Source organism: Paraburkholderia sp. BGA-UO-ETr-F21 (assembly GCF_059567925.1).
Map to the genome: position 1 here is coordinate 223,465 of NZ_JCAQOY010000037.1, position 26,026 is coordinate 249,490.

Annotated in this window: 25 protein-coding genes; 7 read left to right on the forward strand and 18 right to left on the reverse strand. The window is 61.2% G+C overall.

The features are described 5' to 3' along the window. Positions 1-26: 26 nt before the first annotated feature. The 3 genes from AC57B1_RS24685 to AC57B1_RS24695 all read right to left on the reverse strand — a co-directional run bounded on the left by AC57B1_RS24685 (position 27) and on the right by AC57B1_RS24695 (position 4,436). On the reverse strand, positions 27-2,012 hold the full coding sequence (locus AC57B1_RS24685; RefSeq protein ID WP_496418973.1) for an SMP-30/gluconolactonase/LRE family protein: 1,986 nt from the start codon (positions 2,010-2,012) through the stop codon (positions 27-29). A gap of 575 nt (positions 2,013-2,587) precedes the next feature. Then, on the reverse strand, positions 2,588-2,854 hold the full coding sequence (locus AC57B1_RS24690; protein WP_408184176.1) for a DUF4148 domain-containing protein: 267 nt from the start codon (positions 2,852-2,854) through the stop codon (positions 2,588-2,590). A gap of 733 nt (positions 2,855-3,587) precedes the next feature. Beyond that, positions 3,588-4,436: a metallophosphoesterase gene (locus AC57B1_RS24695; protein WP_496418974.1), complete on the reverse strand. Its 849-nt coding sequence runs from the start codon at positions 4,434-4,436 to the stop codon at positions 3,588-3,590. 599 nt (positions 4,437-5,035) lie between these two features. Here AC57B1_RS24695 and AC57B1_RS24700 point away from each other — a divergent pair. The 3 genes from AC57B1_RS24700 (at position 5,036) to AC57B1_RS24710 (ending at position 6,554) form a co-directional block, all read left to right on the forward strand. Further along, positions 5,036-5,479 (forward strand): hypothetical protein, encoded by a 444-nt coding sequence (locus tag AC57B1_RS24700; protein WP_496418975.1) that lies wholly within the window; start codon positions 5,036-5,038, stop codon positions 5,477-5,479. Positions 5,480-5,967: 488 nt separating this feature from the next. Continuing rightward, positions 5,968-6,249 (forward strand): ElaB/YgaM/YqjD family protein, encoded by a 282-nt coding sequence (locus tag AC57B1_RS24705; RefSeq protein WP_496418976.1) that lies wholly within the window; start codon positions 5,968-5,970, stop codon positions 6,247-6,249. Between the two features lie 29 nt (positions 6,250-6,278). Continuing rightward, positions 6,279-6,554 (forward strand): GlsB/YeaQ/YmgE family stress response membrane protein, encoded by a 276-nt coding sequence (locus AC57B1_RS24710; RefSeq protein WP_408184180.1) that lies wholly within the window; start codon positions 6,279-6,281, stop codon positions 6,552-6,554. Positions 6,555-7,240: 686 nt separating this feature from the next. Here the strand turns inward: AC57B1_RS24710 and AC57B1_RS24715 are convergent. Then, on the reverse strand, positions 7,241-7,513 hold the full coding sequence (locus AC57B1_RS24715) for a hypothetical protein (protein WP_496418977.1): 273 nt from the start codon (positions 7,511-7,513) through the stop codon (positions 7,241-7,243). A gap of 997 nt (positions 7,514-8,510) precedes the next feature. On the opposite strand from AC57B1_RS24715, the gene AC57B1_RS24720 reads away from it, so the two are divergent. Continuing rightward, positions 8,511-10,103, forward strand: a complete 1,593-nt coding sequence (locus AC57B1_RS24720; protein WP_496418978.1) for a methyl-accepting chemotaxis protein — start codon at positions 8,511-8,513, stop codon at positions 10,101-10,103. 116 nt (positions 10,104-10,219) lie between these two features. Here the strand turns inward: AC57B1_RS24720 and AC57B1_RS24725 are convergent, their stop codons facing one another. After that, entirely contained in the window at positions 10,220-11,125 is a 906-nt protein-coding gene (locus AC57B1_RS24725; RefSeq protein WP_496418979.1) for a LysR family transcriptional regulator, read from the reverse strand. A gap of 281 nt (positions 11,126-11,406) precedes the next feature. On the opposite strand from AC57B1_RS24725, the gene AC57B1_RS24730 reads away from it, so the two are divergent. Further along, positions 11,407-11,697 carry a DUF1330 domain-containing protein gene (locus AC57B1_RS24730; RefSeq protein ID WP_408302565.1) on the forward strand — a complete coding sequence of 97 codons (291 nt, stop codon included), beginning with the start codon at positions 11,407-11,409 and terminating at the stop codon, positions 11,695-11,697. 173 nt (positions 11,698-11,870) lie between these two features. On the opposite strand, the gene gph is transcribed toward AC57B1_RS24730, so the two are convergent. The 5 genes from gph to AC57B1_RS24755 form a co-directional block, all read right to left on the reverse strand. Then, the gene (gene gph / locus AC57B1_RS24735) at positions 11,871-12,572 is read right to left on the reverse strand and encodes a phosphoglycolate phosphatase (RefSeq protein WP_496419322.1); all 702 of its coding nucleotides are present in this window, start codon (positions 12,570-12,572) and stop codon (positions 11,871-11,873) included. 29 nt (positions 12,573-12,601) lie between these two features. Then, complete coding sequence (locus AC57B1_RS24740) at positions 12,602-13,366, reverse strand: HAD family hydrolase (protein ID WP_496418980.1); 765 nt, start codon at positions 13,364-13,366, stop codon at positions 12,602-12,604. A 165-nt stretch (positions 13,367-13,531) separates the two neighbouring features. Further along, the gene (locus tag AC57B1_RS24745) at positions 13,532-13,954 is read right to left on the reverse strand and encodes an ExbD/TolR family protein (RefSeq protein WP_408353486.1); all 423 of its coding nucleotides are present in this window, start codon (positions 13,952-13,954) and stop codon (positions 13,532-13,534) included. Next, positions 13,945-14,748, reverse strand: a complete 804-nt coding sequence (locus tag AC57B1_RS24750; protein WP_496418981.1) for a MotA/TolQ/ExbB proton channel family protein — start codon at positions 14,746-14,748, stop codon at positions 13,945-13,947. The genes AC57B1_RS24745 and AC57B1_RS24750 overlap by 10 nt, the downstream gene beginning before the upstream one ends. 27 nt (positions 14,749-14,775) lie before the next feature. After that, positions 14,776-15,549, reverse strand: coding sequence for an energy transducer TonB (locus AC57B1_RS24755; protein ID WP_496418982.1), 774 nt, complete (start codon positions 15,547-15,549; stop codon positions 14,776-14,778). A gap of 215 nt (positions 15,550-15,764) precedes the next feature. On the opposite strand from AC57B1_RS24755, the gene AC57B1_RS24760 reads away from it, so the two are divergent. Then, positions 15,765-16,895: a YVTN family beta-propeller repeat protein gene (locus tag AC57B1_RS24760; protein ID WP_496418983.1), complete on the forward strand. Its 1,131-nt coding sequence runs from the start codon at positions 15,765-15,767 to the stop codon at positions 16,893-16,895. 53 nt (positions 16,896-16,948) lie between these two features. Here the strand turns inward: AC57B1_RS24760 and AC57B1_RS24765 are convergent, their stop codons facing one another. After that, positions 16,949-19,315, reverse strand: a complete 2,367-nt coding sequence (locus AC57B1_RS24765) for a TonB-dependent receptor (RefSeq protein ID WP_496418984.1) — start codon at positions 19,313-19,315, stop codon at positions 16,949-16,951. Positions 19,316-19,534: 219 nt separating this feature from the next. Between AC57B1_RS24765 and AC57B1_RS24770 the strand changes: the two genes are divergently transcribed. Beyond that, on the forward strand, positions 19,535-20,545 hold the full coding sequence (locus AC57B1_RS24770) for a histidine kinase (protein WP_408184191.1): 1,011 nt from the start codon (positions 19,535-19,537) through the stop codon (positions 20,543-20,545). On the opposite strand, the gene AC57B1_RS24775 is transcribed toward AC57B1_RS24770, so the two are convergent. The 7 genes from AC57B1_RS24775 to AC57B1_RS24805 form a co-directional block, all read right to left on the reverse strand. Further along, positions 20,515-21,177 carry a response regulator gene (locus AC57B1_RS24775; RefSeq protein WP_091803612.1) on the reverse strand — a complete coding sequence of 221 codons (663 nt, stop codon included), beginning with the start codon at positions 21,175-21,177 and terminating at the stop codon, positions 20,515-20,517. The two genes, AC57B1_RS24770 and AC57B1_RS24775, sit on opposite strands and share 31 nt — an antisense overlap. A gap of 2 nt (positions 21,178-21,179) precedes the next feature. Next, the gene (pqqE, locus tag AC57B1_RS24780) at positions 21,180-22,394 is read right to left on the reverse strand and encodes a pyrroloquinoline quinone biosynthesis protein PqqE (RefSeq protein ID WP_496418985.1); all 1,215 of its coding nucleotides are present in this window, start codon (positions 22,392-22,394) and stop codon (positions 21,180-21,182) included. Positions 22,395-22,398: 4 nt separating this feature from the next. After that, the gene (gene pqqD / locus AC57B1_RS24785; RefSeq protein ID WP_408302580.1) at positions 22,399-22,689 is read right to left on the reverse strand and encodes a pyrroloquinoline quinone biosynthesis peptide chaperone PqqD; all 291 of its coding nucleotides are present in this window, start codon (positions 22,687-22,689) and stop codon (positions 22,399-22,401) included. Continuing rightward, positions 22,686-23,438 (reverse strand): pyrroloquinoline-quinone synthase PqqC, encoded by a 753-nt coding sequence (pqqC, locus tag AC57B1_RS24790; protein ID WP_408353500.1) that lies wholly within the window; start codon positions 23,436-23,438, stop codon positions 22,686-22,688. The genes pqqD and pqqC overlap by 4 nt, the downstream gene beginning before the upstream one ends. Positions 23,439-23,516: 78 nt before the next feature. Next, positions 23,517-24,437, reverse strand: a complete 921-nt coding sequence (gene pqqB, locus AC57B1_RS24795) for a pyrroloquinoline quinone biosynthesis protein PqqB (RefSeq protein WP_408302582.1) — start codon at positions 24,435-24,437, stop codon at positions 23,517-23,519. Beyond that, positions 24,434-25,447 carry an alpha/beta fold hydrolase gene (locus AC57B1_RS24800; protein ID WP_496418986.1) on the reverse strand — a complete coding sequence of 338 codons (1,014 nt, stop codon included), beginning with the start codon at positions 25,445-25,447 and terminating at the stop codon, positions 24,434-24,436. Before AC57B1_RS24800 ends, pqqB begins: the two co-directional genes overlap by 4 nt. Further along, positions 25,444-26,010 carry a cytochrome b gene (locus AC57B1_RS24805; RefSeq protein ID WP_091803597.1) on the reverse strand — a complete coding sequence of 189 codons (567 nt, stop codon included), beginning with the start codon at positions 26,008-26,010 and terminating at the stop codon, positions 25,444-25,446. The genes AC57B1_RS24800 and AC57B1_RS24805 overlap by 4 nt, the downstream gene beginning before the upstream one ends. Positions 26,011-26,026 lie beyond the last annotated feature (16 nt).

A 26,026-nucleotide genomic window follows, 5' to 3' on the forward strand; every position in this document is an offset into this window, starting at 1 on the left:
TTGCCAGCCTGTCAGGAATTTCCGTGTCAATTGACGCTGAATGGCAACGCCAGCATTGTCTTGGTCGCACTCGCCGCGGTTCCAGTCATTGCGGGCGGCGTCCAGCGATACACCACGATGCTTGAGTCGTTATAGTTGTCCTTCGTGATCTCATATTCGCCCGTCGACCGTCGATACGCCCGAAGTCCGTACATCGAATCCACGTCGTTACCCACGTCGACCATGTTTGGATTGCTATTCGCGAGCGTGATATCGAGCTTACCGGTCGTGAGGTTAAAAGCATCGACATTCGGGACGGTGTGAACGTAGCCGACAAACAGATAATTACCGGCGGCCACAATTGATTTTGGATTTGCGCCGGTAATGTTGATGAGCGGGTTCGGCGTGGTCCTGTTTCCGGCCAGCCAGCCGTGATACACCTCGACGCGCTGCCCCACCGCAGTCCAGTCCGTGCTGCCGGTTGCCCCTTGCGTGAGAATCATCGTGTCGCTTTCGGGCAGGTAGATGATCCGGGTAAGTTGCGAGATGGTGCGCGGGATCGGCATCGTGATCGCGGCGCCCCAGACCGGTTTGCCACTCGAATCGAAACCTGTCAGTGGGTAGTGTGAAATGACATTGGTCTTGTCGAGACCCGCCCAGATATCGCCTCTGCTATCCAGACAGAAACCGTTGCGCACGCGGGCCGTCGTGGCGAAGGCCGTTCCCGGCAACGCGCCATCAGGAATCGCAATGTAGCCGCTCGCCGGGTTGAAGTGGAAAAAGTAGAAGGTATCGGGGTTCTGACTCGCGGCGACGAGTATCCGGTGCCCTCTCACGCTGGCGATCTGCGCGAAATGTTCGCCACGTTCGTGGTCGGCAAGATTGATCCGCGGATCGGCCGGATAGGTGATCGGATCGATTGTGTTGGCAACCAAGGTGCCGCCCACGGTTCCCGAATAGATGTTCATTCCGCCGTAGAAAATCGCCCCGTCGGTGGCCGGATCCGGAGCCGCGTTGCCCTCGAAGTTCACAGATTGGAGCTGCCAGCGTAGAACTCCGGTCCCGTCGTATGCATGGATATCGGTGCCGCCGTTACGGCCGAGATCCCATGACCCTCCCCATGGATTGTTCAGTACGTAGAGATTGCGCGCGGAATCCCTGCCGATGCCGGTGACGCGCGTAAAGCGCTTATCGCCCACTTGCCCTTTTATGCCATTGGCCGTACTGAGAAAGCCGCCTTGAACACCGAACGTCCCCGCGGCATACGGCGTGCCGGACACGTCATAGATCTTGATGTTCATATCCGGCCCTTCGTCGCCGATCCATAGCTGGTCGCTCGTCGCATCGAAGTACAGCGAAGCGGGCCGCGCATTAGCCGGCAACTGGATGGTGTTCCGGCGCTCCCCGCTGGGACCGAACTGGATCACGGCGCCCAGGCTTTGTTGTGCGACCCAGACGTTTCCAGCTGCGTCTACCGCTAATGCGCCCGGCTCTGCCACGCTGATATCGTGCAGCCAGACACCGGACGTCGTAAACACGCGCACGCGATTGCCGGGGAAATCGCTCGCATATAGCAGCGAGCCGGACGTCGCGAGTCCGGTGACGACATCGGCCAGGCGTTCGGTGGTCGTCGCGCTGACGGTGATGAGCAGGTCGCGCGTACGGCTGGTCCGGTTGTATCGGCCAACCTTACCGCTACCGTAAGTGGCGCTGAACTGCAGCGCAGCGAATAGCGAGGTCGAGTTACCGGTGATCGCGCCACCCTGAAACTCGCCGTGTGCCCCGATCGAACCGATGTTCCGGCCGTTCTGATAGATCGCAATGCCGCCTTCGTTTTCATCCCACATCGACGATGTGTAGATCACACCTTCGGGTGCGACCCACATCGAGCGGGCCACGTTGCCCACTCGAGTAGTGCCCGTGCCATGGGTGTTGGCAACCCATCCGGTCGAGTATTGAGCATCACAGACCGACACAGCAGCTGCGCCAAGCATTGCTGCGACGAACGCGGTACAGAGTCTTTTGAGGAGCATGGGGTATGTATCGAGCGATCGCACGCCGTCCATCACAGGCGCGCATTGTGCGGTGTTGCCAACACTGGCAACCTTGTAGTCCGGACCCTGACGATTCGAAAGAGTGCCTCGCGCGGCGGGCGACGTGACACGTCGAATTGATGTGGGATATCGTCCGGGTTAACGGCGGTGCGCGGCACGAGTTGAGCGAATTTTCAGCTGGATCGTCAGCATGGCTCCGACCACGCTGACGACTCGCATGAACTGTGTGGGCAACAAGCGGTTTAGCAAGACGGTTGTCAAAAGTCCGTGCTGTCCGGGTATTACGCCGAAGGCAGAGCAGCCTCCGCAGGTAATCCTAACTTCACGGACCGCGGACTGTCCGGCTGGCGAATTTTTAATGTGATCTGTGTGCAGGGCCGTCGGCAGATACGGACATGCTTTCAACGGCCATCGGCAGGCCAGACGAGCGCGCAGCCGATTCTTCCTCGCGCGACCCGGTTTCGTGAAACTGGCAAAAATACAGGCGTACTTCAAACTGTGTCTGTAACTCCGCGCGGCGGTGAACGTCGCGCGGCGCCATCAAACATTCTCCGTCAGTTACCACCGCCATAGAGCGCGTTCAACCGATCCAATGTGCCGTCCTTTTGGGCACGCCATAATTCCTGATAGACCTCAGAGCGGGTCTTTCCGACGTGTGCACCGCTCTCACTGCCACCCGCGAAAACGCCGCCCACTGCGTCCGAAGTCATCGCCGCGTTGCTGTTGGTTGCCGCGCTGGACGTATCCGCGTTTTCATCCGAATAGGCGAGCGTGGCGCCAAACGTCAGGACGGCAACTGGAATGAGGGTAAGGATCTTCATCGTATTCTCCAGAGAGTACGTAGATATGCTTCGGCGCAGCCCAAAATGCGCGCGGCAGGCGCCGGGCTCGGTGCCGGGGCAAGAAAGAACGTCAGACGGTTCTGGGCGAACGGCACGCAAATGGATTACTGAATCGGGACGTTATTTATTCCCGTGCCGTCGTCCTGTTTGTGAGGTCATGGCCACCCGAGCAGGCGACCGCTGACGGTCAACTTATGTTTCAAACTGCTTACTATTTCGATTTGCTGTCGATGGTACGTTCCTCGGCACTAATGGAAACGAATGGCACCCACGCACAGGGAATTATTAAAGGGACCTGCACGCTTTACGAATCACATGCAGAAAAGTATTCAGAATCCTTCGCTTGCATTGCCGTCCCTCGTTTTCACGCACGCATGAAAGGTCTGACTATCAGATTCAAGCCTGCGGCACGTGGCGGCGATACGGCAGCGTAGAGGTAGTGGACAGGCTGTTGGCTTACCAAAGGAGCGCGAGTGAATCCCGGAATCGCGGATTTTTAGAAGCCGGGTGATTCCCGGCTCGTCATCAGATGCTCTGAGATCGCGTGCGTCCGGATGGCGGCCAGGATAACGAGGGGAGGAAACGCGATTGCCTCGCATGCGCCGCAGGAAAAGTGAAGCCGGGCGAGTGACGCGCACCGGTTATCTTGGTGTCCGGGTCTCGCCGGTGTCGTCCGCCTCACCGGCACGTGACCCCGACACACTTGTGGTCGTTAAAGTTGCCCGGACTCGCGAGGCGGCAAATAGTGCGATATCCGGCTGACCACAGGTGCCGTACGGGTACCCTGGCCCAGCATGGTGGGGATTTCATCGAGGCGCAGCAAGGTCAGATTGCCGCCGTACACAACCCCCGTGTCCACGTTTATCACATTGTGGCTAACTTTCGGCTCAGCTGAAGGTGTATGTCCCACGATGACAGCCGCGACCCCTTCCACCCAGCCGCACGCGTCACCTCTTCCGGACTTAAGGCCCTTGAGCACTCGGGCTGCCACGCGGCGCATCGAACCGAAGCCTTTCTCTTGTCGCACATTCCAACGTGACCGATCCCAGATCAACTTGCGCCGGATTTTCCCGTCAATACCTTCCTGCATTAGCGCTTCGACGGTTCTGGACCACGATCGCATAGGGACGTTGGCATGTACGATGCCGACTAGACCAAAGTCTGTCTCGATTTCTATTGCGTAGGGAAGGGCCGCCATATAGGCAACTATGGCGTCTATTGCCTCTTCGTCTCCGGTCATGTCGAGCAACCACCCGCCGCCATTGGCCCGAACGAAGCCCTCGCCAGCGTCACAAAGACGCCAGCGCACGATCGAATCCTCATGATTGCCGCGCACCGACTGGATGTCGTACCGACGCACGACGTCCAGGACCGCTGGCGATTCGAACCCTCTGTCGACCAGGTCTCCGACGGCAAAGACCCTGTCGCGCGAGCGATCGAACTGGCTAGCCTCGAGTTCCCTCCGTAGCCGCGTGAAACAACCGTGCAGGTCGCCAACGACAAAATCGCGACCTGACGTATTTTTTTTGAAGCGCCGAACAGGTACGAATGTCTGCTGCATGTCTTGCCGCCGTAATGAGGTCCACGATGAACCCTCGTGGGAAGTGACCAGGGATCGAAATGTTCAACGCTAGTTGTGAGAACGACAGGTCGGGTGTTGTGTATGACTTCCTGCGCGAGGGAGAGGCCGACTTAAAAGTAGTGTCGGGTGCCAATTGGCCGCGAGCAGTATCTGTTTGTTACCAGATGTGTACTTTGAAGAAGTGTGCTTTGAGGGTCGCTGGATTGATCGAAGGTGCTTCTACGGGCAAGGACGGGCCAGGGAGAGTCGGATTGCCCGCCAACCTTCGTTTCCGCGGCTTTAATATTTACTGTCGGTTACAACGCCTGACAAAAAGAAAGCTGAAGCACAAAGCGATGCAGAGACGGCGCAGGCCTCTGCTTCTACTCGTCGGCCTGCGAGGTTGGAAGAAATGGCTCGCGGCCAGGCATACCACCACAACTTCGGATAATCAATCGTTGGCTGGGATTCTCGAAGGCGCTGCGGATCTCCCCACCGCGAGTTTTTGACCGCCGCAGCCGAGGGGAAACCCATGGGCTGACAGGCACAACGGTTGCGCGCCGATAAGAGCGTACATTTGGCGATGTAGGGGACACACCTTGCCAGTTCTTGTTGGACTTTTTACCTCCTACCGGGACGCCGAGGAGGCACTTGGTGCGTTGGAAGCGCTCGGCTTAGACCCGGGTAATGGACACCTTTATCAGGGAAGCAGACACCGCTCGCCGTTTGCCCGGACTTCAGAAACGTTAGACGAGACTTTCCGCGCGGAAGAGCGCGCCGAGTATGCCGCGCATGGTGAATACCTGAGCGTCTACGGCGCATCAAACCGCTTCGACGCAGGCCCGGGCTACCTCCAGCCAACGGAGACCCTCCCGGCAAGTGCGGACGCATCCATGCGCACGCTCCTGATTGTCGATCTGGGCGAGCTAGGGTGTGCGACAGCGATTGATGTGCTGTACGACTATGGCGCCGTGGCCGTAAAGGACGCGTCAGGGCACTGGCGCTTTTCGCCCTACCGAAACGTTTGCCGCAGCCAGGAGTAGCGCAACGCTGCCCACAAACGACCTAGTCATAACGCGCCTTGCACACCATCCGGTTTGCAGGAGCAAACCCGCGATCTTTCGGTTGACCTGGCAGGAAGCATTTGCCTGATTGCGCCTTCAGAGAAAAGGCTCCCGTGTGCTACTCGTTAGATACAGCAAATTTATTATGTCTCGGTGAATGTATCGGACATTGCCGTGGTCGATGTCGTGATGCCCTTCATCGCGGGAAATGCGCGACCGCATCGGACTGTCGACCCATCGTTTCGGCCTGATGTCATGGCCACGGTTGTGCGTACTTTTCGCCGGCCGGTTTCTCCATCGCATGAGTTGTTTCGAGAATCCCGGGCGTGGTTGCTGGGATCGCCTCAACTCGGCGCAAGTCCGAATTGCCGAGAACGCTCGGACTGGTGACTTAAATCGACTCCTCGTTTTTCTGAGGTATGAGACTTGCTCGACCTCTTGGCATTCAAACAAAATTGGAGGTTGGAATGACCGAGTTCGAGCAACCCACCGCTGCCGCAGCGGTATCCCCACCGGTCGCATCTGAGCGGTCCAGTTCCTCTGGGGCATCCCAGCAGGGCAACGACGAAGCGCCCACCCGGACGCTATCAGACCTGAAGGACAAGCTTGCCTCTGCACAGGAGGTCGTCAAAACGAAGTACCGCGTCGTCTCTGAATCAACCGACGATTATGTTCATGAAGCGCCATGGAAAGCAGTCACGATGGCACTCATCGGCGGACTCATCATCGGAATGCTCGCACGCCGCTAACGCGGATTCGACCTCACTGGAGAAGGAATATGGACCCGGTTTCTCATGGAATTATTTTCTGGCTGATTATTGGTGGCATTGCCGGCGCTTTGGCGGGTCGTATCGTCGACGGCGGCGGCTTCGGGATTGTGGTCGATATCATCGTGGGAATTGTGGGCGCATTCATCGGGGGTTGGCTGGGCGGGGCACTAGGATTACACCTGGGTAGCGGCATAATCGGATCATTGATTACAGCTCTTATTGGGGCCGTTATTCTGCTTGCCATCTTGCGCCTTTTCAGCGGGGGTAGAGGGCGCGCCCTCTGACAGTACGCACACAGGTATCAGTTGTTTCCGGCCTATCTGTGGTTTTATGACGATAGGCTTTTGCGGAAGCTTTCGTACCGTAAAGCGTTCCGGGCGACCTGACCCGCACTCCGATCGACTGACTGTTTTCGCCTGACCTGTCAGTCATCCGGAACTGCCGGGCGGCGAGATTTTGCCTCGTCGATACGTGTGACTCGAGAAGGCGCTGACGCTCTGTCAATTTACAGTCTTATCCGAGTACGCGATGCCGGTGAAATCACCCGAACCAATTTACAACCGGAGCAAGCCTGTATGAGCGACGCGCGTGGCGCTCCTCTTGAAGTTTGTTCAACGCCTGCCCGCACGCGTCGTCGTAAGCTCACGCGGCAGCAGACAAGCGCAGGCGTCGAACAAAACCAAAACGACAAGCGTCCGTCATCGCCGTTGTCATCTGCAAAGTGGCGAAGTATCGGTATTCACACGCCTTCTTGGTACTGCAGGTAACTCGCACAAGCTCGGTGGCAACGGCACAGATTACGACCTGTTCGTGCCGTCATGTCAGCATCGAACGGAACCGAAGTGGCGACGCCCGATGCCACTCGACGCCGCCAATCTGCAGGTCCAGATACCGATTAGCACGCCCGGCTTGCGAGCCACGCGCTCCCGTCGTCTTCACGACGAGCGATGTGGCTGTCTCCTGGAGAGAGCTATTTCCCGCTTACCAGTTCCTTTGTCCGCTGGGTGATGGCAGACAGGCCTTTTTCCACGATCTCCCGCCAGTCGCTGGAGACCACGACCTGCTTGGATTCGCTAACGCGAGTCTTGACGGTCTGAGCACCATGAAGAGCACCGATATCGCCTGACAGCTGCAGTTCTGACTTCTGATTCGTTGTAATGGACCAGAAGCCGGGCTGGAACCATGCCCAGAAATCGATTAATTGTGCTGTCACCGGAGCGGCGGCGGCAAAGTTGGGGGTCACCCTGCTTCACGACTATGTAACCCGCCTCCTGAAAGCCCGTGGCCAATGCGTTTTCAACGAGGCCGGAGGCCGTCTTGCCTTCGGGAAGCACCACATCGCCGAGTGCTTTGCCATAACCGTTTCTTTTCCTGCCGATCGCGCGAGCTTTCGACGCATCGCTAGAATCTTCATCAGGATCCAGTGATGCCATGTCGGCGCTGGGGGGCTTGACCGTAAAAATGCGTTTGTCCTGAACGGAATCAATTCGCACGTATTTGCCCGTCGTGGGGTTCGTGCCTTGAGGCGCGGAAACATCGACAGTTGTCCGGCCGAGCGCACATCCGGCGAGGATGGACGCGGCGACGCTATAGATTGCGATTCGACCCAACATCTTATCTGAAGGTCGATATCGGGAAGGGCAGTCAGCACAAGAACCGCGGTCACGGGCCTGGGCAAGGTTGAGGCTCCTCTCCCGTACCGGCACACGTCAACGGGACTGCTGTCCCCTAGGGGTTGGTTTGGACAGCCGGAGCACTAATAAGCTGCCGCTAAAGCGCCGGTAGCGCGACCGGTGGCTGCGGGTCGGCTTCTGCCTTTCGCATACGCGCCTTGAACCTCGAACGATCAAGGCGCGCGAGGGACCGGGCGCGAGCACGAAAATTCATTCGCCTCCACCAGAAGTCGGCCGGTTGAATCCGCCTTCCGAATGCGGCCGTTTGATCGGCATGCTCGCGGCACACACACGCCGCCCGGAGCCTGAATCTCGTTCTGGCTTAGACGTTGGTCAAATGGTTGCTCGCCGTTGGAGCAATTTGGCGGCCTTCGTTTTTGCAGTGCCGCGGCGCCTTATATCAGCATGCAGCGCAAACCATAACCAACGATCCCGGGAAACATCTGTTGCTAAATCCCGCATTAATCTGACCGGCTTTGGGCCGTTAGCTAGGGAGTGACCTCGCGCACACCGTACCCTATTAGCTTGACGTGCATGCGTCGGCCCACATTCACACCTTCTATCGCCATGATCAGAAATTTAAGCATTCGTGCCCGCCTGGCGCTGGCGATGAGTTTTCTTGGAATGCTGCTAGTTGCTGGTGGCATCATCGGTGTCGTTGGCGTGGCAATTGGCAACAACGATGTGAAGGAGCTGTATTCCAGCCGGCTGGCATCTTCAGAGGCTCTCGGTCAGGCAAACGTAGCACTCTCGAGAACCCGTCTGTGGCTGTATCGCGTCGCGCTCGACCCGGCCAGTCCAGACGTGCCCAAGGAAACTCAGACCGCCCGAGATCTGCTCACCGCATCGAAGAGGGCGTGGGATACGTATCGCACGCTGCCGTTTTCCAGCCCCGATGAAGCACACCGTGCGGCCGACGCGAATGCAAAGTTCGACGCATTCGTCGCAAACGGTCTGGAACCGATGTTCAGCGCCATTGCCACTCGTGATGGGGCGAAGATGCTCGAGGTTTGGCTGCATGTACCGCCGTCGTTGTTTATCGATGTGTCCGACGGCATGGATTCACTCGAACAGATTCAAGTCGCGGCTGCGAGGGCGACGTTTGATGCCGCGCAAGCACGCTTCCACCTGTTCGTTGGTATAGCAATCGCCGGTAGTGTCGTAGCGCTTGGTGCGGCGGCGCTCGCATGGTGGTCGCTGCAGCGGGCGATCGGCAGGCCGTTGACCCAGGCACTGTCCCACTTCGGGGCAATTGCCGACGGGGATCTGACTACACTGGTCGAGGTCCACTCGGGGGATGAAATGGGGCAACTGATGACTGGCCTGCAGGCGATGCAAAGCAAACTGGTTCAGACAATCAGAATCGTGCGAGAGGGATCGCGGTCGATCGACACCGCCGCACATGAAATTTCGGCCGGTAATATGAACCTGTCGCAACGTACCGAAGAACAGGCCGCGTCGCTAGAGGAGACCGCCTCGTCCATGGAAGAACTGACTTCGACGGTTCGCCAGAACGCCGACAACGCGAAGCAGGTAAACCAGGTGGTGAGCAGTACGGCAATGCTAACCGAGCAGGGCAATCAGGCGACGCAGGATGTCGTCCAGACGATGCGGGGTCTATCCGACTCTTCCGGCAAGATTGCCGAAATTACAGGCGTAATCGAAGGGATTGCCTTTCAGACCAATATCCTGTCTTTGAATGCGGCCGTGGAAGCGGCACGCGCAGGCGAGCAGGGGCGCGGGTTCGCGGTGGTCGCCAGCGAAGTGCGTTCATTGGCCCAACGCAGCGCCACGGCGTCAAGGGAGATCAAGGCGCTCATTACGGATTCGCTGAGCCGCGTTGAAACCGGTGCGCAGCAGGCGGATCGCGCAACCCGGACCATGGCAGAAATCCTGACTTCTGTGCGAAGAGTCAGCGACCTGATCGGCGAAATTGCCGCCGCGTCTGAAGAACAGTCAAAGGGTATCGAACAGGTCAATCGTGCGGTTGCGCAAATGGATCAGGTGACCCAGCAGAACGCGGCGCTGGTCGAGCAGGCATCAGCGGCGGCGCTATCGCTCAAAGAGCGGGCGGGACAGCTGGAGACTACTGTCTCAGTATTTCGTGTCGGTGCCGTCAAAGATCCCGAAGGTGGATACGCCCCTGGAGTGAGTAGCTAGAAGTCGCCGGAAGCTGGGGGCCACAAGACAATATGTCGTACCGAATGGCCTTTGTACCGCGTCGTGTCGAAAAAGTCGGGGGACGCGTTTTTTACTGCCGCAGAATCGAATATCGTTTAATCAAAATAGGGCTCCAATACCCTCTCGATCCAATTCATAAAAGCCCGGACGCGTTGCGACAGGTTACGCCGATGTGCCACGACGAGCGACGCGGCAAGAGACTCAGGACGTAGGTCCGGCAGAATCTCCACTAGCGCGCCACGTTCGATGTGATGCACAAGCGCCGAATATCCCGCCTGAATCAACCCGATGCCCGCAAGCCCTGCTGCATGATAAGTCTGCACGCTATTGACCTGCATCGCGCCCGGCAACGTAAGCGTCGCGTATCCATCGCCGTCGGGATATTCCCATCCAGCAAGCTTGCCGCCGAGCGTGCGCGTGTAATGAACCATCTGGTGCCCCTGGTCGCGCAGATCGTCGAGCGTGTGCGGTATGCCGTACCGTGCCAGATAGCTCGGACTCGCCGCATTGATCATGCGCAGCTTGCCAAGCGGTCGGGCAATCAGCGTCTCGTCGACGATCGGACCCAGCCGCACCACGCAATCGAACCCTTCCTGAACGAGATCGACACGCCGATCGGTGCTGGACACTTCCAGTTCCAACTCTGGATGCGCCGCCATCAGTTGAGGGAGTGCGGGAATCACGACGCTTTGTGCCAACTCGGTTGGCATGTCGACGCGCAACTTTCCCCGTAGTGGTGCGCCGTTACTCGCGAACATTGACTGCAATTCTTCTACTTCGGCCAGCAGGTCGCGTGCGCGTGAATAAAAGGCGCGTCCATCTTCGGTGAGTTGCACACTTCGCGTGGTCCGATGCAGGAGGGTGACCCCCACATCCCGCTCAAGCGCACTGACCACCATAGAGACACGTCCTTTCTGGATACCGAGGCTTTCGGCTGCACGCGTGAAGCTCGTCATTTCAGCGACACGTGAAAAAATCAGAAGTGCATCCAGGTTTTGCATTGTTCACCTGAGGAGTAACGGAGCGTTATGTTTGACGTCATTTATAGCTCAATTGCGACTCAGTAGACTAGCTTCTCGTGTCGTCCACAGGACAACCTGAACGAATGGGAGCGACGGCGGCTGGATGATCGATCATCAGGACGCGAGCAGAATCCCCTCCATATCAGGGTCGGCACGTCGAATTAGGACAGGCTACTGCATACCCACACCTTCTACGTGGGCGATTGCCAGCACGCACCCAGCGTTGAATTGAATGCGCTTACCACACCAGAGAGATAAACATGCCAAAAGGTTATCTGATCGCACACGTCAGCATTTCGGATGCAACCGTTTACGCCGCCTATGCAAAAGCCGCAGGCGATGCAATGAAGAATTTCAGCCCGAAGGTCATTGCGTCCTCGGGACAGTATGAAATTCTCGAAGGCGAAGCACACGAGCGGCATGTGATCTTTGAGTTCGATTCGTTCGCCGACGCCAAGCGTTTCTACGAGAGCCCCGAGTACCAGGCGGCCAAAGCGCTCCGCGCCGGAGCAGCGGCCGGGACGTTTGTCATTCTCGAAGGGACTTCATAACTCTGAGCGCGAAGCGCTCGAACACCAGGCCCACCGCTTCGACCAGGCGGCAGGCATTCACACGAATCCCTGCTGCCCCTCTTTTAGGGCGACACAGTGTGCGAAAGCGGGAAATAAAGCTTGCCGACGCATTACATTAAGATGCCTAACTAATTAACTGAATCTAAATCCATTCAAGTTTCTCCCCGACGACCTTGACGCCTACCACTCACACCCCACGACGCCAGAATCGCGGGCATCGCCATCAGCGAATCGATCAAACCATCACACTCCAGCGCCGCCGACCCCGCCGGCCCGGCATAGCCATAGCTTACGATGAATACCGGCAGACCGGCCGCTCGCGCGGCACTCACATCGACCGGCGAATCACCAACCAATACGCTGTGCTCAGGTTCCACGTCGAGCAGCCGGCACGCGTGCCACAGCGGTTCGGGATCGGGCTTCATTTTGTCGATAGAATCCCCGGCAACCAGCACATCGAGGTAGCGGGCGAGCCCCGTTGCGAGCAGCAGTGGCGCGGCGAGTTCCTTCGGCTTGTTGGTGACGCAGGCGAGCCGGTATCCACGCCGCTGCAACTCGCGGAGCCCACTCCCCACATCGGGAAAAACGCGGCCAAGGCGTCCATTGGTCTGCGCGTAGTGGCGATGGAACACATTCACCGCATGTTCGGCGTCGACGCGCCGAGCCAAGCCGGCTGCTTCCAGCGAGCGTCGAACCAGGTTGGGCACGCCCTTGCCAATAAAGCCGCTGACAGTCGCGAACGGCAAAGGCGCCGAACGGAACTCCTCGAGCATCTGGCTGACTGCTTCGACGATGTCCGGCGCGGTGTCGACCATCGTGCCGTCGAGATCGATCAGTACGGCTTTGGGTCGCATGCCTCTCACGAGAAGTTCCTGATGCATGCTCAGGCCGACTCGGTCAGCGCGTGGCGATGCCAATGACGCAAGGTGGCCAGATCGACCCAGCGAGCCTCTTCATTCGGGACCAACGAAGGGATCGGCGCGTGCGGCTCACCCAAGTCGGGCAGCACGGCCAACGCGCCGTCGAAGTCATCCTGCGACGTGTATGCGGTGGGTGTCACGATCGTAGGAACGCCGGCCGCGCGTGCCGCGCGCAGACCATTCGATGAGTCCTCGAAGGCAACGCAGTCCGAACCTTTGAGCCCGAGTTGCCGAAGCACGTCGAGGTAGACCTCGGGCGAGGGCTTCTTCTCGTGGGTCGTGCCGGCATCGCAGATTGCGGCGAAGCGGGTCCGCCACGCGGGTCCGAACGGTGTTTGCAGTAGTGCATCGAGGTTTGCGGGGGTCGTGGTCGTGGCGATCGCGACTGGAATGGCGGCAGCATGCGCCTCGGCAATCAGACGCGCAATGCCTGGCCGCAGCGGCAAACCGCCATTGCGCACGCGCGCTGCGTAATGGCGCGTCTTGATCGCATGCACGGCGTCGATCACGTCGCTCACGCGCGTGCCGTCCGCTTCTTCCAGATCGGCGACGTGCCAGTAATGCAGCAGGCGCTCCTTACCGCCCGCCACCTTCAAAAGGCGCGTGTAAAGGGGCTCGTCCCAGAACCAGTCGAGACCCGCTTCGGCGAATGCGGCATTGAAGGCCTGCAAATGAGCGGTCTCGGTATCGGCAAGCGTGCCGTCGACGTCGAAGATCAAGGCTTGCATGGTCCGGTGCTCCTGGTTTCATGCAGCCACGATAGCGGAGCCGGATGCCAATTTGAATTCAGAGATTCTTTGGACTTCGTTAAGGCATCCTTTATGTGATCGTGGCATGCGCCGCGCGGCGGCGCGAACGCAGGACAGCGCAAGGCAGCGCAAGTGCGGTGGTCTTCACTTCTTCGCCCGGGGATCGGTCACGAAGCCGATTTTCGTCAGCCCTCCGGCCTGTGCCGCCGACATCACGTCGGCGACGCGCTCGTAGGGCACTTTGCGGTCGGCCCGTAAATGCAGTTCGGGTTGAGGTTGCGCGCGAGCAGCCTCGGCGATCCTCGCGCGTAAAACATCGTCCGCCACGGCATGGCCGTCCCAGAGAATCGAGCCGTCCGCCTGCACGGCGACGTCGAGATGCGCGGGTTTGACATTGTCCGGCTGGCTGCTCGCTTGCGGAAGATCGATTTTCACCGCGTGCTGCATGGCCGGAATGGTGACGAGAAAGATGATCAGCAGCACCAGCATCACGTCGACAAGCGGCGTCATGTTGATTTCGCTCATCAGGCCGCTTTCGTCGTCGTCGGAGAACGGGGTCATTGCCATTTGAGCGCTCCATCGCGTGTGTCGTCGCTCGTGCCGTCATTCGCTCCGCCCGCCGCCAGGGGTGCACCGCGCGGCACGATTCGCATGTCAGGGCCGGTACTCGACGGCAGTTGCGAACCGGTTACGAAATACGCGTGCAGTCCATGCGCGAAACGCTTGAGTCTCGTCACGATCGACTTGTTCGCGCGCGTCAGGCCGTTATATCCCAGCACCGCCGGTATCGCCACGAACAGGCCGAAGGCCGTCATGATCAGCGACTCGCCGACCGGTCCGGCGACATGATCGATCGACGTCTGTCCCGTCTCGCCAATCAGGATCAACGCGTGATAAATGCCCCAGACGGTCCCGAACAGCCCCACGAAGGGCGCGGTGCTGCCGATCGACGCCAACACCGCGAGGCCGCTTTGCATGCGTGCAATGGCGTCGTCCATCGTGTCCTGCAGGCGGCGCGTAATCCAGTCGGATACGTCGATGCGGTCGTGCAGATGCGATTGCGTCTGCTGATGGTGGGCAGCGGCTTCCTCGCCGGCGAGAGCGAGCGCGAGAAGCGGATTGTCGCGGGGAGTCGACCCCGATGCGTGCGCGCCCAGGCTGCGCAATCCGTCTTCGAAACGATCGGCTTTCCAGAATTGTGCTTCGGCCTGGCGCGTCACGCGCTTGATCCGCATGATGGTCCATAGCTTGATGAGGATCACCGTCCACGACAGGACCGACATGATGAGCAGCGCGCTCAGAATGCAGCGCGTGATGATATCGCCGTTTTCCCAGACATTCGCGAGGCCATAGTGTTGCATGGTGTTTTCCTTTGATTCGGAGACAGGCTACTCGGCCAATCCGAAGATGAACGATTCCGAATAAGCGGCACGCACCGCTTCGCCGTTTTCCCGGTAGGGTTGGCACGCTCCCGCATGGATCGCAGCGAGCGCCGCGTCGTCGAGCCGGGGATAGCCACTGCTCTTTTGAACTTGAGCGGTTTCGATGTGGCCGCTCAGACCAACCACGAATCGGACGATCGCAGTGCCGCTTTCACCGCGGCGCTTCGATACCTCGGGATAGTCCGGCTTGGGAATAGCGCAGTCGACGTGCGACACGCTCCTTGGGGTACTCGATGCAGGCACGGTGCGCTCGGCAGCGGTTGCAGAAGCATTCGCCGCCGGTGCTGCGGGCGATGGCGCAGCGGCAATGGGCGCAGCCACCGGTGCAGGCGAGCGCGCGGAATCACCGGATGGCGACGGCACGCTCGGCGCCGGCGCTGCGCTCGCGCGCGGCGGCTTGGGATGAGGCTGCGGCAGGAGTTTGCTGCGTACTGCGGGGTGCGCGGCTTGCGGCGCGACAACAGCGGCGGCCGGAGCGGGCACGGCAGGCTGAACAGGCGCGACAGGTTCGACAGGTTCGACAGGTGCAAGGACTTGCGAGTCATCCCTCAACAGCATCGCGACGATGGGCGTCGCTTCGACCGTTCGCTCGACTGTCCTGTCTCGCGTCGCCAACACCCACCCAAGCAAGCCCGCATGAGCGGCGATGACGGCGCCCAGCGCCATGACGATACGACGCCGCGATGCCGTATCGATCGCGGTATATCCAGCCGTCGCCATTGCACGTTCGAGCATTGCGGTCGAGGCCTCGCATTGGCCACCTCCGCGCTCATTTTCCACCCCTACAGCGCGTTTTAGTACTGCCGCTGGTCTCAACGAGTCAATTCGGGAAAATCTCCCGCCCGATGTGCGTTGTCAAACGATCCTCCGATGAACTACTTTGCTTGAATGGCGCGAGCTTTCGCGGCGTGGCGATTTCACTACGGAGTACAACAATGCTGGAGACAAGCTTTCGTATCGCAACACCAGGACGGCCCCTCGCTTTCGCTGTCACCACCCTGGCCACCGCCGTCGCGGCGCTTGCGCTCGCCGCGAGTACCGCCTACGCGGCGGCCCCAATAGCCTACGTGACGAGCGAGAAGGCCGGTGTCGGCGTGATTGATCTGGACCAGATGACGTTGACGAAGACGTTTCCGGTCGGCGCCGACGGCCCGCGCGGCCTGAGTCTGAATGCGGATGGCACACGGCTTCTCGTGGCGAACAAGAATACCGGGGACCTGGCGGTGATCGACACGGCTTCGGGTCAGGTCGTCCAGCGTGTGAAGATCGGCAAGAACCCGGAATTTGTGCGCGTGCACAACGGGTACGCATACGTGACCTACGAGCCCGGCGAAGACGGCGGCCCACCCGCCGCCAAAGGCAAGCCAGGTGCTGATAGCCCGCCCGCCGCCAACGGCAAGCCGGGCGCCGACGACGATGACGCCAACAAGCCGCCCGCTGAAATCGCGATCGTCGATATGAAGACCTGGCGCGTGATTCGTTCGGTCACGAGCGGCCACGAAACCGAGGGGATCGAATTTTCGCGCGACGGCAACACCATGCTTGTGACCAACGAGGGCGACGATACGGTCTCGGTCTATCACGTCCGCACGGGCGCGCCGGTCCGAACCGTGAAGCTCGCGGCAGGCGGCCGGCCGCGCGGCATCCGCCTGTCACCCGACGGCAAGGACTATGTCGTCACGCTCGAATCGCTGAGCAAGTTCGTGGTGATAGACGCGCGCACATTCCAGGTCGTGAAGACCGTCGATACGAAGCTCGGCCCGTACGGCGTAGCGTTCGGACCGGATGGCAAGCGTCTTTTCTTCGCCGCGGCGCGCGACAAGACGGTGCAGGTGTTCGACGGGCACAGCTACGAACATGTCGCGGACGTGCCGGTGGGCCAGCGTTGCTGGCACTTCAGCTTCACGCCGGACGGCGCGAAACTGCTGGTGGCATGTGGCCGCTCCGATGCGGTTTATGTGCTCGATGCGCAGAATTATCAGCCGATCAAGCAGATCGGCGAACTGCCGTTGGCGTGGGGCATCGTCACGTATCCGCATAGCGACGGCTCGATCGAATCGCATTGAGCGCGTTGCCTGAGAGCCGATCGACGCGTCGGTCGGCTCACGCGCATTACGCGTTACTTCCACGCGTAGTGCAGCCCGACCCAGAAACCGCGCGGCGCGCCCGGCCCGACGAACTGCTCGTTGATCGGGTTGGCGCCGTCGAACGTATGGTTCGGGCCGTTGAAGAAGTTCTCGCCGAGCGCGCCGAAGCTCGCATAGCGTTTGTCCAGCAGGTTCGTGATGCTCGCGAAGACCTGAAGCTGTTTGGTCACCTGGTACGAGGTGTCCAGATCGATCAGCAGGTAGCCTGCGATCTTGCCGTTCACATCCTGGTTGTTCTCGTCGCCCTGCGCATAGACGCTGCCGCGCCAGGTCAGGTTCGTGCCGATGTTCCACTTCGCGGTGGCCGCGTAGTCGAGTTGCAGCTTGACGGTGTTCGCCGGGATACTGGGGATATGATCGCCCGACTTGACGGTGATGTTGCCGTTCTGATCCGCACTGGAATTGCTCGGACTGCTTTCTGTCCAGCTCGACCGGTAGGTCGCGTCGACGTAGCTGTAGCTGGCCGTAACGGCGAGCGGCCCGAGCTGGCTGTGTCCTGAGAGTTCGAGGCCTTGCCGGCGCGTGCGGCCGACATTCTGAAAGAAGCCCTGGTTGCTGGTGGCGCCATTGGTGCTGATGAACTCGATATCGTTGTCGAGTGTCGTGCTGTAGACGGCGGCGCTCCAGGTCGTCGCCTGGCCTATCCGTCCACGGGCGCCGATTTCAAAGGTCTTCGAGATCACCGGCTGGAGCGACGGATCCGACACGAAGTCGTTCGGCAGTGAGCAGGGCGCGGACGGATCCGCACAGGCCAGTTCGATGGCGGTCGGCGAACGCATGCCTTCGTTATAGGTGGCATAGGCCGTGAATGCGGAAGTCGGATTCCAGTTGATGCCGATCGCCGGATTGAAGCGGGAAAACGTATGGTGGCCGTCGAGTTGAGGCTGCGTGCCGCTCGAGTCGCCGATCGTGGCGTCTGCCCAGTTATAGCGTCCGGCGAGCGTCAGCGTCCATTGCTTCGTGAGCGACAAGGTATCCTGCAGATAGATGCCGTAGTTTCCGTTATGCGTTTTTGCGGCGGTTTCCTGCTCGAAATCGCCGATGCCGATGGTCGCGCGTGAAGCGGTGAACACCGCATTCTGGGAAGACTGGGTGTACCGGGAGTTGGCGATATCCGCGGACATACCCGCGACGAACTGATTCTCCATCCCGCCGAGCTTGCCGAGCAGCGTGAGTTGCAGGCTCGCGCCATAGCTGTCGGTCGAGACGATCGATCTTTCGTTGGTCGCCTGGGTCGTATCGACGTTGCCGTCGTCGTCCACCGCGCCGAAATTCGGATTGGTGTTGCTGCTGACGTTGTCGTTGCGGAAGTGCCGGTAATAGACGTTGCCGCTCAGCTCGACATGATCGTTGAAATAATGATCGCCCGACAGCGTCGCGTAGGCGGCGCTGTTCAGATTCTGGTCGGGATAGGTATAGGGCTGCTTTGGATTGCCGAGGAACGAGCGCGGAATGGTCTGCGTGCCGTGCAGATCGTTGTCCGCGCCGCCGCCCGAGAACGACAGCGTCGTATCAGCGTCGGTATAGCGCAGCTTGCCGAATGCCTGCCGCACGCGGCTGGCATTCTGCTCCGCCCAGCCGTTGTCGTTGGTCGCGTTGCCGGTCACGTAGTAATCGAGATTCTGACCGATGGTGCCGCCCTGTTCGATCTGGGCGGACTTGCGGCCCCAGGAGCCCACTTGCACCTCGGCCTCGCCGCCGGGGCTCGTCTTGCCGTTCTTCGTCGTGATCGCGATGGCGCCGCCCAGCGTGTTGAGACCGTAGGTCGGGTTCGAACCGGGAATCAGCTGGATCGTATCGATCGCCTGTTGCGGCAGCAGGTCCCAGTTGACCACGTCGCCGAACGGCTCGTTCACGCGCACGCCGTCGACGAACACGGAAAGGCCTTGCGGCGTGCCGAGCAAAGGCGACGCGGTGAAGCCGCGATAATTGACGTTGACCTGATACGAATTGCCTTGCGCGTCGGCGATATCGACACTCGGCAGGTTCTTCGCGAAGTAATCGGTGAGCGTGCTGCGGTGCTGTTGTTCGAGATCCGGTGCGTGAACGGTCTGCACATTGGCCGGCACTTGCGAGAGCGGCGTGCCGATACCGAGGAGTGGCGTGGTGCCGACGATGACGATCGGCGCGAGCTTCACCGTATCAGCCTCCGGATTCGCGCCGGCCGGCGCGGCGGCCGCCGCCGCCGCTGAGGGCGTAGCTGCTTCCGTCTGGGCCCACGCCGAAACGGACAAACTCGCGAGGGCGCCGCCGAAGCAGAGCGTGAGGCCGGCCCGCCGGCGCAAACGTGGCAAGTCCGGTAAGCGAGATGCGCGGTGCGCGCTGGATGGCGTGTTCATCGTTCTGTCTCCGGCCGGATCGACGCTATCTTCATGAGCGCCACCGCGTTGCGGCGTGCGTAGCGCTTTCTTTCTGTGTGTGCAAAGCTTCGCATACGCCGGCGCGCGAAACCCGGGAGCTTTTCCCGATATCGGGGGGAAGCGTTCCCAAACGCGCTGCGACACACCGCTGTGTGCAATCGGTCTGAGTAGAATGCAAACGTGACGAATGCAAACGTGATGGCAAGCGACCCCTCGAACCCTTCTTCAGTGCGCTCCGTACCACCGCATTCGGCGGTGTGGCGCGACCTTGCGTGGGTGTTTGCGCTGTCGGTGCTCGCCGCCGTGCTGAGCGCGAGGTTCGATTTCAGCGAGCACGCTTACCGCTGGACGCGGGGCCTCGAGCGCTTCCAGCTCGACGAATTGCCGGGCACGCTGTGCGTGCTCTCTATCGGCCTCGCGTGGTTTGCATGGCGCCGTTACCGCGACGCGCGCCGCGAACTGAGCCGGCGCTGCGCACTGGAAGAGCAGGCTGAGCGCCTGCTCGCCGACAACCGGCGTCTCGCCAATCAGGCGCTGCAAGCAGAGGAACTGGAGCGCCGCCATCTGGCGCGCGAGCTGCACGATGAGCTAGGCCAGTACCTCAACGCAATCTCGCTCGACGCCGCGCGCATCCGCGATCTGTCCAGCACACGCGAGCCGGAGATACATCGCGTCGCGCTCGGCCTCATGCAGAGCGCGACCCACGTCTATCGGCAGATTGGCGGCATGATCCGGCGACTGCGGCCGATCGGCCTGGATGAGTTTGGTTTGCCGAGCGCGCTGGAGCATTGCGTCGACGGCTGGCGGGAGCGTCTGCCGGACGCGTCGTTCTCGCTGACGATCGAAGGGGACTTTGCCGGTCTGAGCGATGCGCTGACCATCACGCTTTACCGGCTCGTGCAGGAAGGGCTGACCAATGTGTCGAAGTTTGCCCGCACGGCACGTGTGGAAGTTTTCATGGTGCGTGCCCCGCGCGAGTCGCACGAAGGGCATGACGCCGGGCTCATCGATGAGATCGTCGTCACCATGGCCGACGACGGCCCCGGCGTCGACCTCGACAAGCCGCGCGGCGGGCTCGGCCTGATCGGCATGCGTGAGCGGGTCGAGGCGCTAGGCGGCGAGTTTCACGTGGCGAGCAAGCCGGAAGGCGGTTTCCTGTTCTGCGCGCGGGTGCCCGCTCACGCAGGGCTTGCCGAACCGGTGAACTGAAGCCCGAGGCGGCTTGCCATCTGGGCGAGCTGCACGCCGTTGTCGGCGCCGAATTTCTGCCGGATCACGGACTGATGATTGGCCACGGTCTTCTGGCTCAACCCCAGCTTCTCGGCAATGCTCGGCAGCGTATAACCTTGCACGAGCAGTCGCAGCACTTCGAACTCACGCGCCGACAACTGCCGTCCTGGCGGACCTTCGCTGAACGCGTTGCGCAGCGCGAGCGCCTGCGAGATATCCGGGCTCAGATAACCGGCGCGCCGGGCGATGGTGCGCACCGCCTCCACCAGCACGTCGGGCGCGCTGGCCTTGGTCACGTAACCGAGGGCGCCCGCATCGAGCGCGCGGCGCACGAAAATCGCGTCCTCATGCACGCTGAAGATCAGCACGCGAGCGTCCGGCTCGCGCGCAAGCATACGGCGCATCGCTTCAATGCCGCTCGCGCCCGGCAACGACACGTCCATTACCACCACATCCGGGCGCAGCGCGCAGAAACGCTGATAGGCCTGACTGGCGTCGGCGGCCTCGCCGCACACATGCACGTCGGCATTCTGTTCGAGCAGACGCCGGTAGCCCTCGCGCACCACCGCGTGATCGTCGACGAGCAAGACGGAAATGTCTCCCGCTGTCATGGTCAGCCTCCTGTGCCGCCGCGTTCGCCGGTCTTCCCGCATGCCGCAACGGACGCCAGCTTGCGCGAGTTGGCGTCGTTGCGAAACAGGATCGGCTGCTCGCGCGGTTCAACTGCGGCGGCCGCGCGCCGCGCTACGTTCACCACCTTCAAGACCGTGTCATGCGACGGCGACTTGTCGCAGACGGGGTCGGCATTGGCCGCATCGCCGGTGAGTAGATACGCCTGGCAACGACAGCCGCCGAGGTCGCGTTCCTTTTCGTCGCAACTGCGGCACGGCTCTTTCATCCACGCGATGCCGCGAAAGCGGTTGAAGGCGTCGCTCTCGTACCAGATTTCGCGCAGCGGCGTGTCTTTGACATTCGGCAGCACGAGTCCGGGCAGACTGCGTGCGGCGTGGCAGGGCAGCGCCGCGCCGTCCGGCGCGACGCCGAGAAACACCGCGCCCCAGCCGTTCATGCAGCGCTTCGGGCGTCGTTCGAAATAGTCCGGCACGACGAAGAAAATCTTGCAGCGCTCGCCCTGCGTGCGGCGGTAGCGTTCGACTACCGCTTCGGCTTCGTCGAGCTGTTCCTGAGTCGGCATCAACTGCGCTTCGTTCTGATGCGCCCAGCCGTAGTACTGTGTGTTGGCGAGCTCCAGGTATTCGGCGCCCATCGCGAGCGCCATCTCGATGATCTTGTCGACGTGCGGCAGGTTATATCGATGCAGCACGCAGTTGAGCACCATCGGAAAGCCGTGCCGTTTGATCGATGCGGCGACGCGCTGTTTCAGATCGAAGGTGCGGGTGCTGCTCAGGAAGTCGTTCAGTTCCTGCGTCGAATCCTGGAAAGACAACTGGATGTGGTCGAGGCCGGCCGCTTTCAGGTCGCCGAGCCGCTTATCGGTGAGACCGACGCCGGAGGTGATCAGATTCGTATAAAAGCCGAGCTTGCGCGCCTCGGCGACCAGCACTTCGAGATCATCCCGCACCAGCGGCTCGCCGCCTGAAAACCCCAGTTGCGCGGCGCCGAGCGCGCGTGCCTCGCGCAGCACGCCGATCCATTGTTCGGTGCTCAACTCGCGGCTGTGATCCGTATAGTCGACCGGGTTGTAGCAGAACGCGCAGTGCAGCGGGCAGCGGTAAGTCAGTTCCGCGAGCAGCCAGAGCGGCGGCGCCACACCGTCCGGCGTTGCTTGAGGTTGCGCCGCGGCTGCAGGTTGTGAGAGATCGGTCATCGCGCTACTCCAGCCAGCCGCGCAACTGCGCGTCGGCAACGAACGCCCGCACGTCCGGACCCAGTCCGGTCGTATTGAACGCCTGCTCCAGGTCGGCGATCAGAGCGTTCATATCGCGCGTGCCGTCGCAACGTTTGAGAATTTCCGCCGCGCTCTGATTGAGCTTCACCATCCCTTCCGGGTAGAGCAGAACGTGCGCGTTCTGAGCGGGCTCCCATTGCAGACGAAAGAGCTTGTTGATGGTCGGACGATCGGCGGTTTGCATGGCGCCGCCGGCGCGTGGCAGGTCGTTCATTGCGGAAAGGCCTTTTCGATCGAATCCAGCATGGTCCACAGGATATCGAGCTTGAATTGCAGGATCTCCAGCGCGCGTTCCTGTTGTTCGCGCCGTGTGAAATGATCGAGCGTGACCGCGAGCCCGTGCTCCACGTCGCGTTGCGCGAGCGAGATGCGCGAGCGGAAATACGCGAGGCCAGAAGACTCGATCCACGGATAGTGTTCCGGCCAGGTCGCGAGCCGGTCGCGATGAACCTGCGGCGCGAACATTTCCGTGAGCGACGAGCAGACCGATTCCTGCCACGGCGCGCGGCGCGCGAAATTGACATAGGCGTCCACGGCGAAGCGCACGCCGGGCGTCACCCGTTTCAGCGACCACAGGTCGTCGCGCGAGAGGCCGACCGCGTCGCCCAGGCGCGCCCATGTTTCGATGCCGCCTTCCTGATCGCCATAGCCGTCGTGGTCGAGAATGCGCAACACCCAGCGGCGGCGTGTCTCGCGATCGGGGCAATTCGACAACACGGCCGCATCCTTGAGCGGAATATTGATCTGATAATAGAAGCGGTTTGCGACCCAGCCGCGTATCTGCTCGCGGGAGCAGCCACCGCTATTCATCTTCACATTGAACGGATGATGGATATGGTAAGCGGTGCCTTTCGCCCGCAACTGTGCTTCGAATTCTTCGCGGGTCCAGGCGGGACTGTCGCCGCGTCCGTTCGTCTGCGTGTCGTGCGGCGGCGCCGTGCCCAAGGTGTCTTTCGCGTTCATGCCGTCTCCGTTTTCTGCTTCATGGCTATGCTTTTGAATTGACGCTTCATAACCTGACTTCTGCAGTCATGCTTAACGTCATATTTCGAACGTCATTCCGTCGTACGCTACCTCGATGCCGTGTTCGGTCAGCGTGCGCCGTTCTGGCCCATCCTCGACGAGAATCGGATTGGTGTTGTTGATGTGAATCAGCACCTTGCGGACATTGTGCGCGTCGAGCGAATCCAGTACCTCGATCATGCCGCCCGGCCCCGACTGCTGCAGATGGCCCATATCGGCAGCAGTCTTCTTCGAGAGACCCAGGCGGATCATTTCGTCGCCGGTCCACACCGTGCCGTCGACTAGCAGCAGGTCAGCCTCCCGCATCGCGGCGAGCACGTGCGCTTCGATCGCGCCGAGTCCGGGCGCGTAGAACACGCGCTTGCCGGTCTGCCGGTTCGTGATGACGAGCCCGATATTGTCGCCGCGCTCGGGTGCGTTGCGATGCGGCGAATAGGGCGGCGCCTTGCTCGACAGCGGCAGCGCGTCGATCTGTACGCCGTTCAGTGCGTCCACGGCGAGCGGCGCGCCGTCGAGTGCGATACGGCGATGTTCGACGCCGCAATAGTGCGAGAGGATCGGTGCGACCGGAAAACCGCTGCACAGGTCCTGCCAAACGGCATCGGTTGCGTAGAGCGGCAGTGGCGTGTCGCGCTCGCGCAGCATCAGCAGGCCGGTGACGTGGTCGATCTGCGCGTCGATGACGAGCACTGCGGCAATGCCGCTATCGCGCACGCGGCGGGCCGGCTGCAATTCCGGATTGGCGGCGATCTGCGCGAGCAGATCGGGCGACGCGTTGACGAGCAGCCAGTCCTCGCCATTCGCACTGACTGCGATCGACGATTGCGTGCGGCGCGTCGCCTTCAGCGTGCCGCGCCGCACGCCGTCGCAATTGTGGCAATTGCAATTCCATTGCGGGAAACCGCCGCCCGCCGACGAGCCGAGTACCTTGATTTTCATGCCGCGCGGCGCAGAACGCGCCCCTCGTGAGCGGTTGGAAGGAACATCGTTGCGAGTGCGTGGGCAACACGTTCGTGCAGTCTTGGGTCGATCGCGAGATGGCCCGCGCGCACGCATTCGACGTGGGCCGCGGGAACGGCACGCACGAGACGTCGCAGATTGCCCGGTGGGCAGACTGGATCGCGTGAGCCATGCACCGCGGCGAGCGGCACGCCGGCCGCGGCAGCGTGGCGCGCCAGCGCGAGCAGACGGGTTTCGCCAAGCCAGCAGCGATGCATCAGGTAGTGAGCCTGAATGCGGTATTTGCCGACCAGCTTGCGTACGTCTCGACGCGAAGTTCTTGCGGGCGAGTGTGCGCGGCGCGAGTCGGCGCTGGCGAGCACGGCATTTTCATAGCCGCGCCATGCGAGCGCGATTGCATGTTGCGTCGTGTCGTTTGCGTCGCCACCCCGTTGCAAGCGCTCATGGCAGCGGGCCAGCAACGCGGCGGGCCGGTCGCAATGCGCGGCCGCACAGAGCTGCGTCCATGCCCGTGGTGCGTGTTTGCGCGCCGTGACGAAGAGTCCGCGGACCTCGCGCAACGAAGTGAGAAACAGCCCACGCATCACCACGCCCGTCACCGAGTGCGGATGCCGGCCGGCGTAAGCGAGCGCGAGCGCGGCGCCCCACGAGCCGCCGAGTACGCCCCAACGTTGCACGCCCAGGCGAACGCGGATCGCTTCAATGTCTTCGATCAGCCTATCCGTGCGGTTATGGCGCACGCTGCCGTGCGGCGTCGAGGCGCCCGTGCCGCGCTGGTCGATCAGCACGACCCTGAAGCGCGTCAGATCGAAAAGCCGCAGCGCGCCTGGCTGGCTGCCGCTGCCTGGACCACCGTGCAACACGACCACTGGCACGCCGTCAACTGCGCCCGCCACCGTGAACGACACACGATGCCCGTCGCGCGTACGCAGCGTATCGACCTTCAGCGGTGCAGGTGCCGACGCCTGCCGTGAAGCGCGCCGCATCATGGCAACATCCTCGCGAGCAGATTGTCGCGATCGATCAACTGATGCTTGAGCGCACCCGCCACATGCAGCACGATCAATACGATCAGCGCATAGCCGATCGCCTGGTGAAGCCCGAAGAAAAGTTCGCGCAAGCTCGCGTCATCCCAGCCCCACTTTGGCAGCGCAATGCCCCAGAAGCGCGTCCCATAACGGTTGAACGACGAACCGAGATAGCCGCACACCGGCATCGCGACCATGGCTACATATAAAAGGCCCTGCGTAGTGCGCGCGGCGGCGCGTTGCCACGGTCGCATCGGCGGCAAGGGCGGCCCTTTGAAGGCCGCACGCGCCATGATGCGCAGAAGCACCAGCAGGAAAACCGTCAGTCCGACCGACTTGTGAAGGTTGAGCAGCGTCGCCTTGAGAGGCAGCCCCTTCGGCAGTCCGACCATATACAGTCCAAGCGCGAGCAGGCCGATAATGCCGACGGCAATCAGCCAGTGCAACGCGATCATCGCGCCGGCATAGCGCGGTGCGGGTGCGTCGGCACCCGCAGATAGGTGGGGAGAATGCGCCATCGTCATGCCTGTCTCCTTCGTT

Excerpts from the sequence above, each read along its gene's own strand:
- AC57B1_RS24685 (WP_496418973.1), bottom strand. The coding sequence starts at position 2,012 with ATGCTCCTCAAAAGACTCTGTACCGCGTTCGTCGCAGCAATGCTTGGC.
- AC57B1_RS24690 (WP_408184176.1), bottom strand. The coding sequence starts at position 2,854 with ATGAAGATCCTTACCCTCATTCCAGTTGCCGTCCTGACGTTTGGCGCC.
- AC57B1_RS24695 (WP_496418974.1), bottom strand. The coding sequence starts at position 4,436 with ATGCAGCAGACATTCGTACCTGTTCGGCGCTTCAAAAAAAATACGTCA.
- AC57B1_RS24705 (WP_496418976.1), top strand. The coding sequence starts at position 5,968 with ATGACCGAGTTCGAGCAACCCACCGCTGCCGCAGCGGTATCCCCACCG.
- AC57B1_RS24710 (WP_408184180.1), top strand. The coding sequence starts at position 6,279 with ATGGACCCGGTTTCTCATGGAATTATTTTCTGGCTGATTATTGGTGGC.
- AC57B1_RS24720 (WP_496418978.1), top strand. The coding sequence starts at position 8,511 with ATGATCAGAAATTTAAGCATTCGTGCCCGCCTGGCGCTGGCGATGAGT.
- AC57B1_RS24725 (WP_496418979.1), bottom strand. The coding sequence starts at position 11,125 with ATGCAAAACCTGGATGCACTTCTGATTTTTTCACGTGTCGCTGAAATG.
- AC57B1_RS24730 (WP_408302565.1), top strand. The coding sequence starts at position 11,407 with ATGCCAAAAGGTTATCTGATCGCACACGTCAGCATTTCGGATGCAACC.
- gph (WP_496419322.1), bottom strand. The coding sequence starts at position 12,572 with ATGCGACCCAAAGCCGTACTGATCGATCTCGACGGCACGATGGTCGAC.
- AC57B1_RS24740 (WP_496418980.1), bottom strand. The coding sequence starts at position 13,366 with ATGCAAGCCTTGATCTTCGACGTCGACGGCACGCTTGCCGATACCGAG.
- AC57B1_RS24745 (WP_408353486.1), bottom strand. The coding sequence starts at position 13,954 with ATGGCAATGACCCCGTTCTCCGACGACGACGAAAGCGGCCTGATGAGC.
- AC57B1_RS24750 (WP_496418981.1), bottom strand. The coding sequence starts at position 14,748 with ATGCAACACTATGGCCTCGCGAATGTCTGGGAAAACGGCGATATCATC.
- AC57B1_RS24755 (WP_496418982.1), bottom strand. The coding sequence starts at position 15,549 with ATGGCGACGGCTGGATATACCGCGATCGATACGGCATCGCGGCGTCGT.
- AC57B1_RS24760 (WP_496418983.1), top strand. The coding sequence starts at position 15,765 with ATGCTGGAGACAAGCTTTCGTATCGCAACACCAGGACGGCCCCTCGCT.
- AC57B1_RS24765 (WP_496418984.1), bottom strand. The coding sequence starts at position 19,315 with ATGAACACGCCATCCAGCGCGCACCGCGCATCTCGCTTACCGGACTTG.
- AC57B1_RS24770 (WP_408184191.1), top strand. The coding sequence starts at position 19,535 with ATGGCAAGCGACCCCTCGAACCCTTCTTCAGTGCGCTCCGTACCACCG.
- AC57B1_RS24775 (WP_091803612.1), bottom strand. The coding sequence starts at position 21,177 with ATGACAGCGGGAGACATTTCCGTCTTGCTCGTCGACGATCACGCGGTG.
- pqqE (WP_496418985.1), bottom strand. The coding sequence starts at position 22,394 with ATGACCGATCTCTCACAACCTGCAGCCGCGGCGCAACCTCAAGCAACG.
- pqqD (WP_408302580.1), bottom strand. The coding sequence starts at position 22,689 with ATGAACGACCTGCCACGCGCCGGCGGCGCCATGCAAACCGCCGATCGT.
- pqqC (WP_408353500.1), bottom strand. The coding sequence starts at position 23,438 with ATGAACGCGAAAGACACCTTGGGCACGGCGCCGCCGCACGACACGCAG.
- pqqB (WP_408302582.1), bottom strand. The coding sequence starts at position 24,437 with ATGAAAATCAAGGTACTCGGCTCGTCGGCGGGCGGCGGTTTCCCGCAA.
- AC57B1_RS24800 (WP_496418986.1), bottom strand. The coding sequence starts at position 25,447 with ATGATGCGGCGCGCTTCACGGCAGGCGTCGGCACCTGCACCGCTGAAG.
- AC57B1_RS24805 (WP_091803597.1), bottom strand. The coding sequence starts at position 26,010 with ATGACGATGGCGCATTCTCCCCACCTATCTGCGGGTGCCGACGCACCC.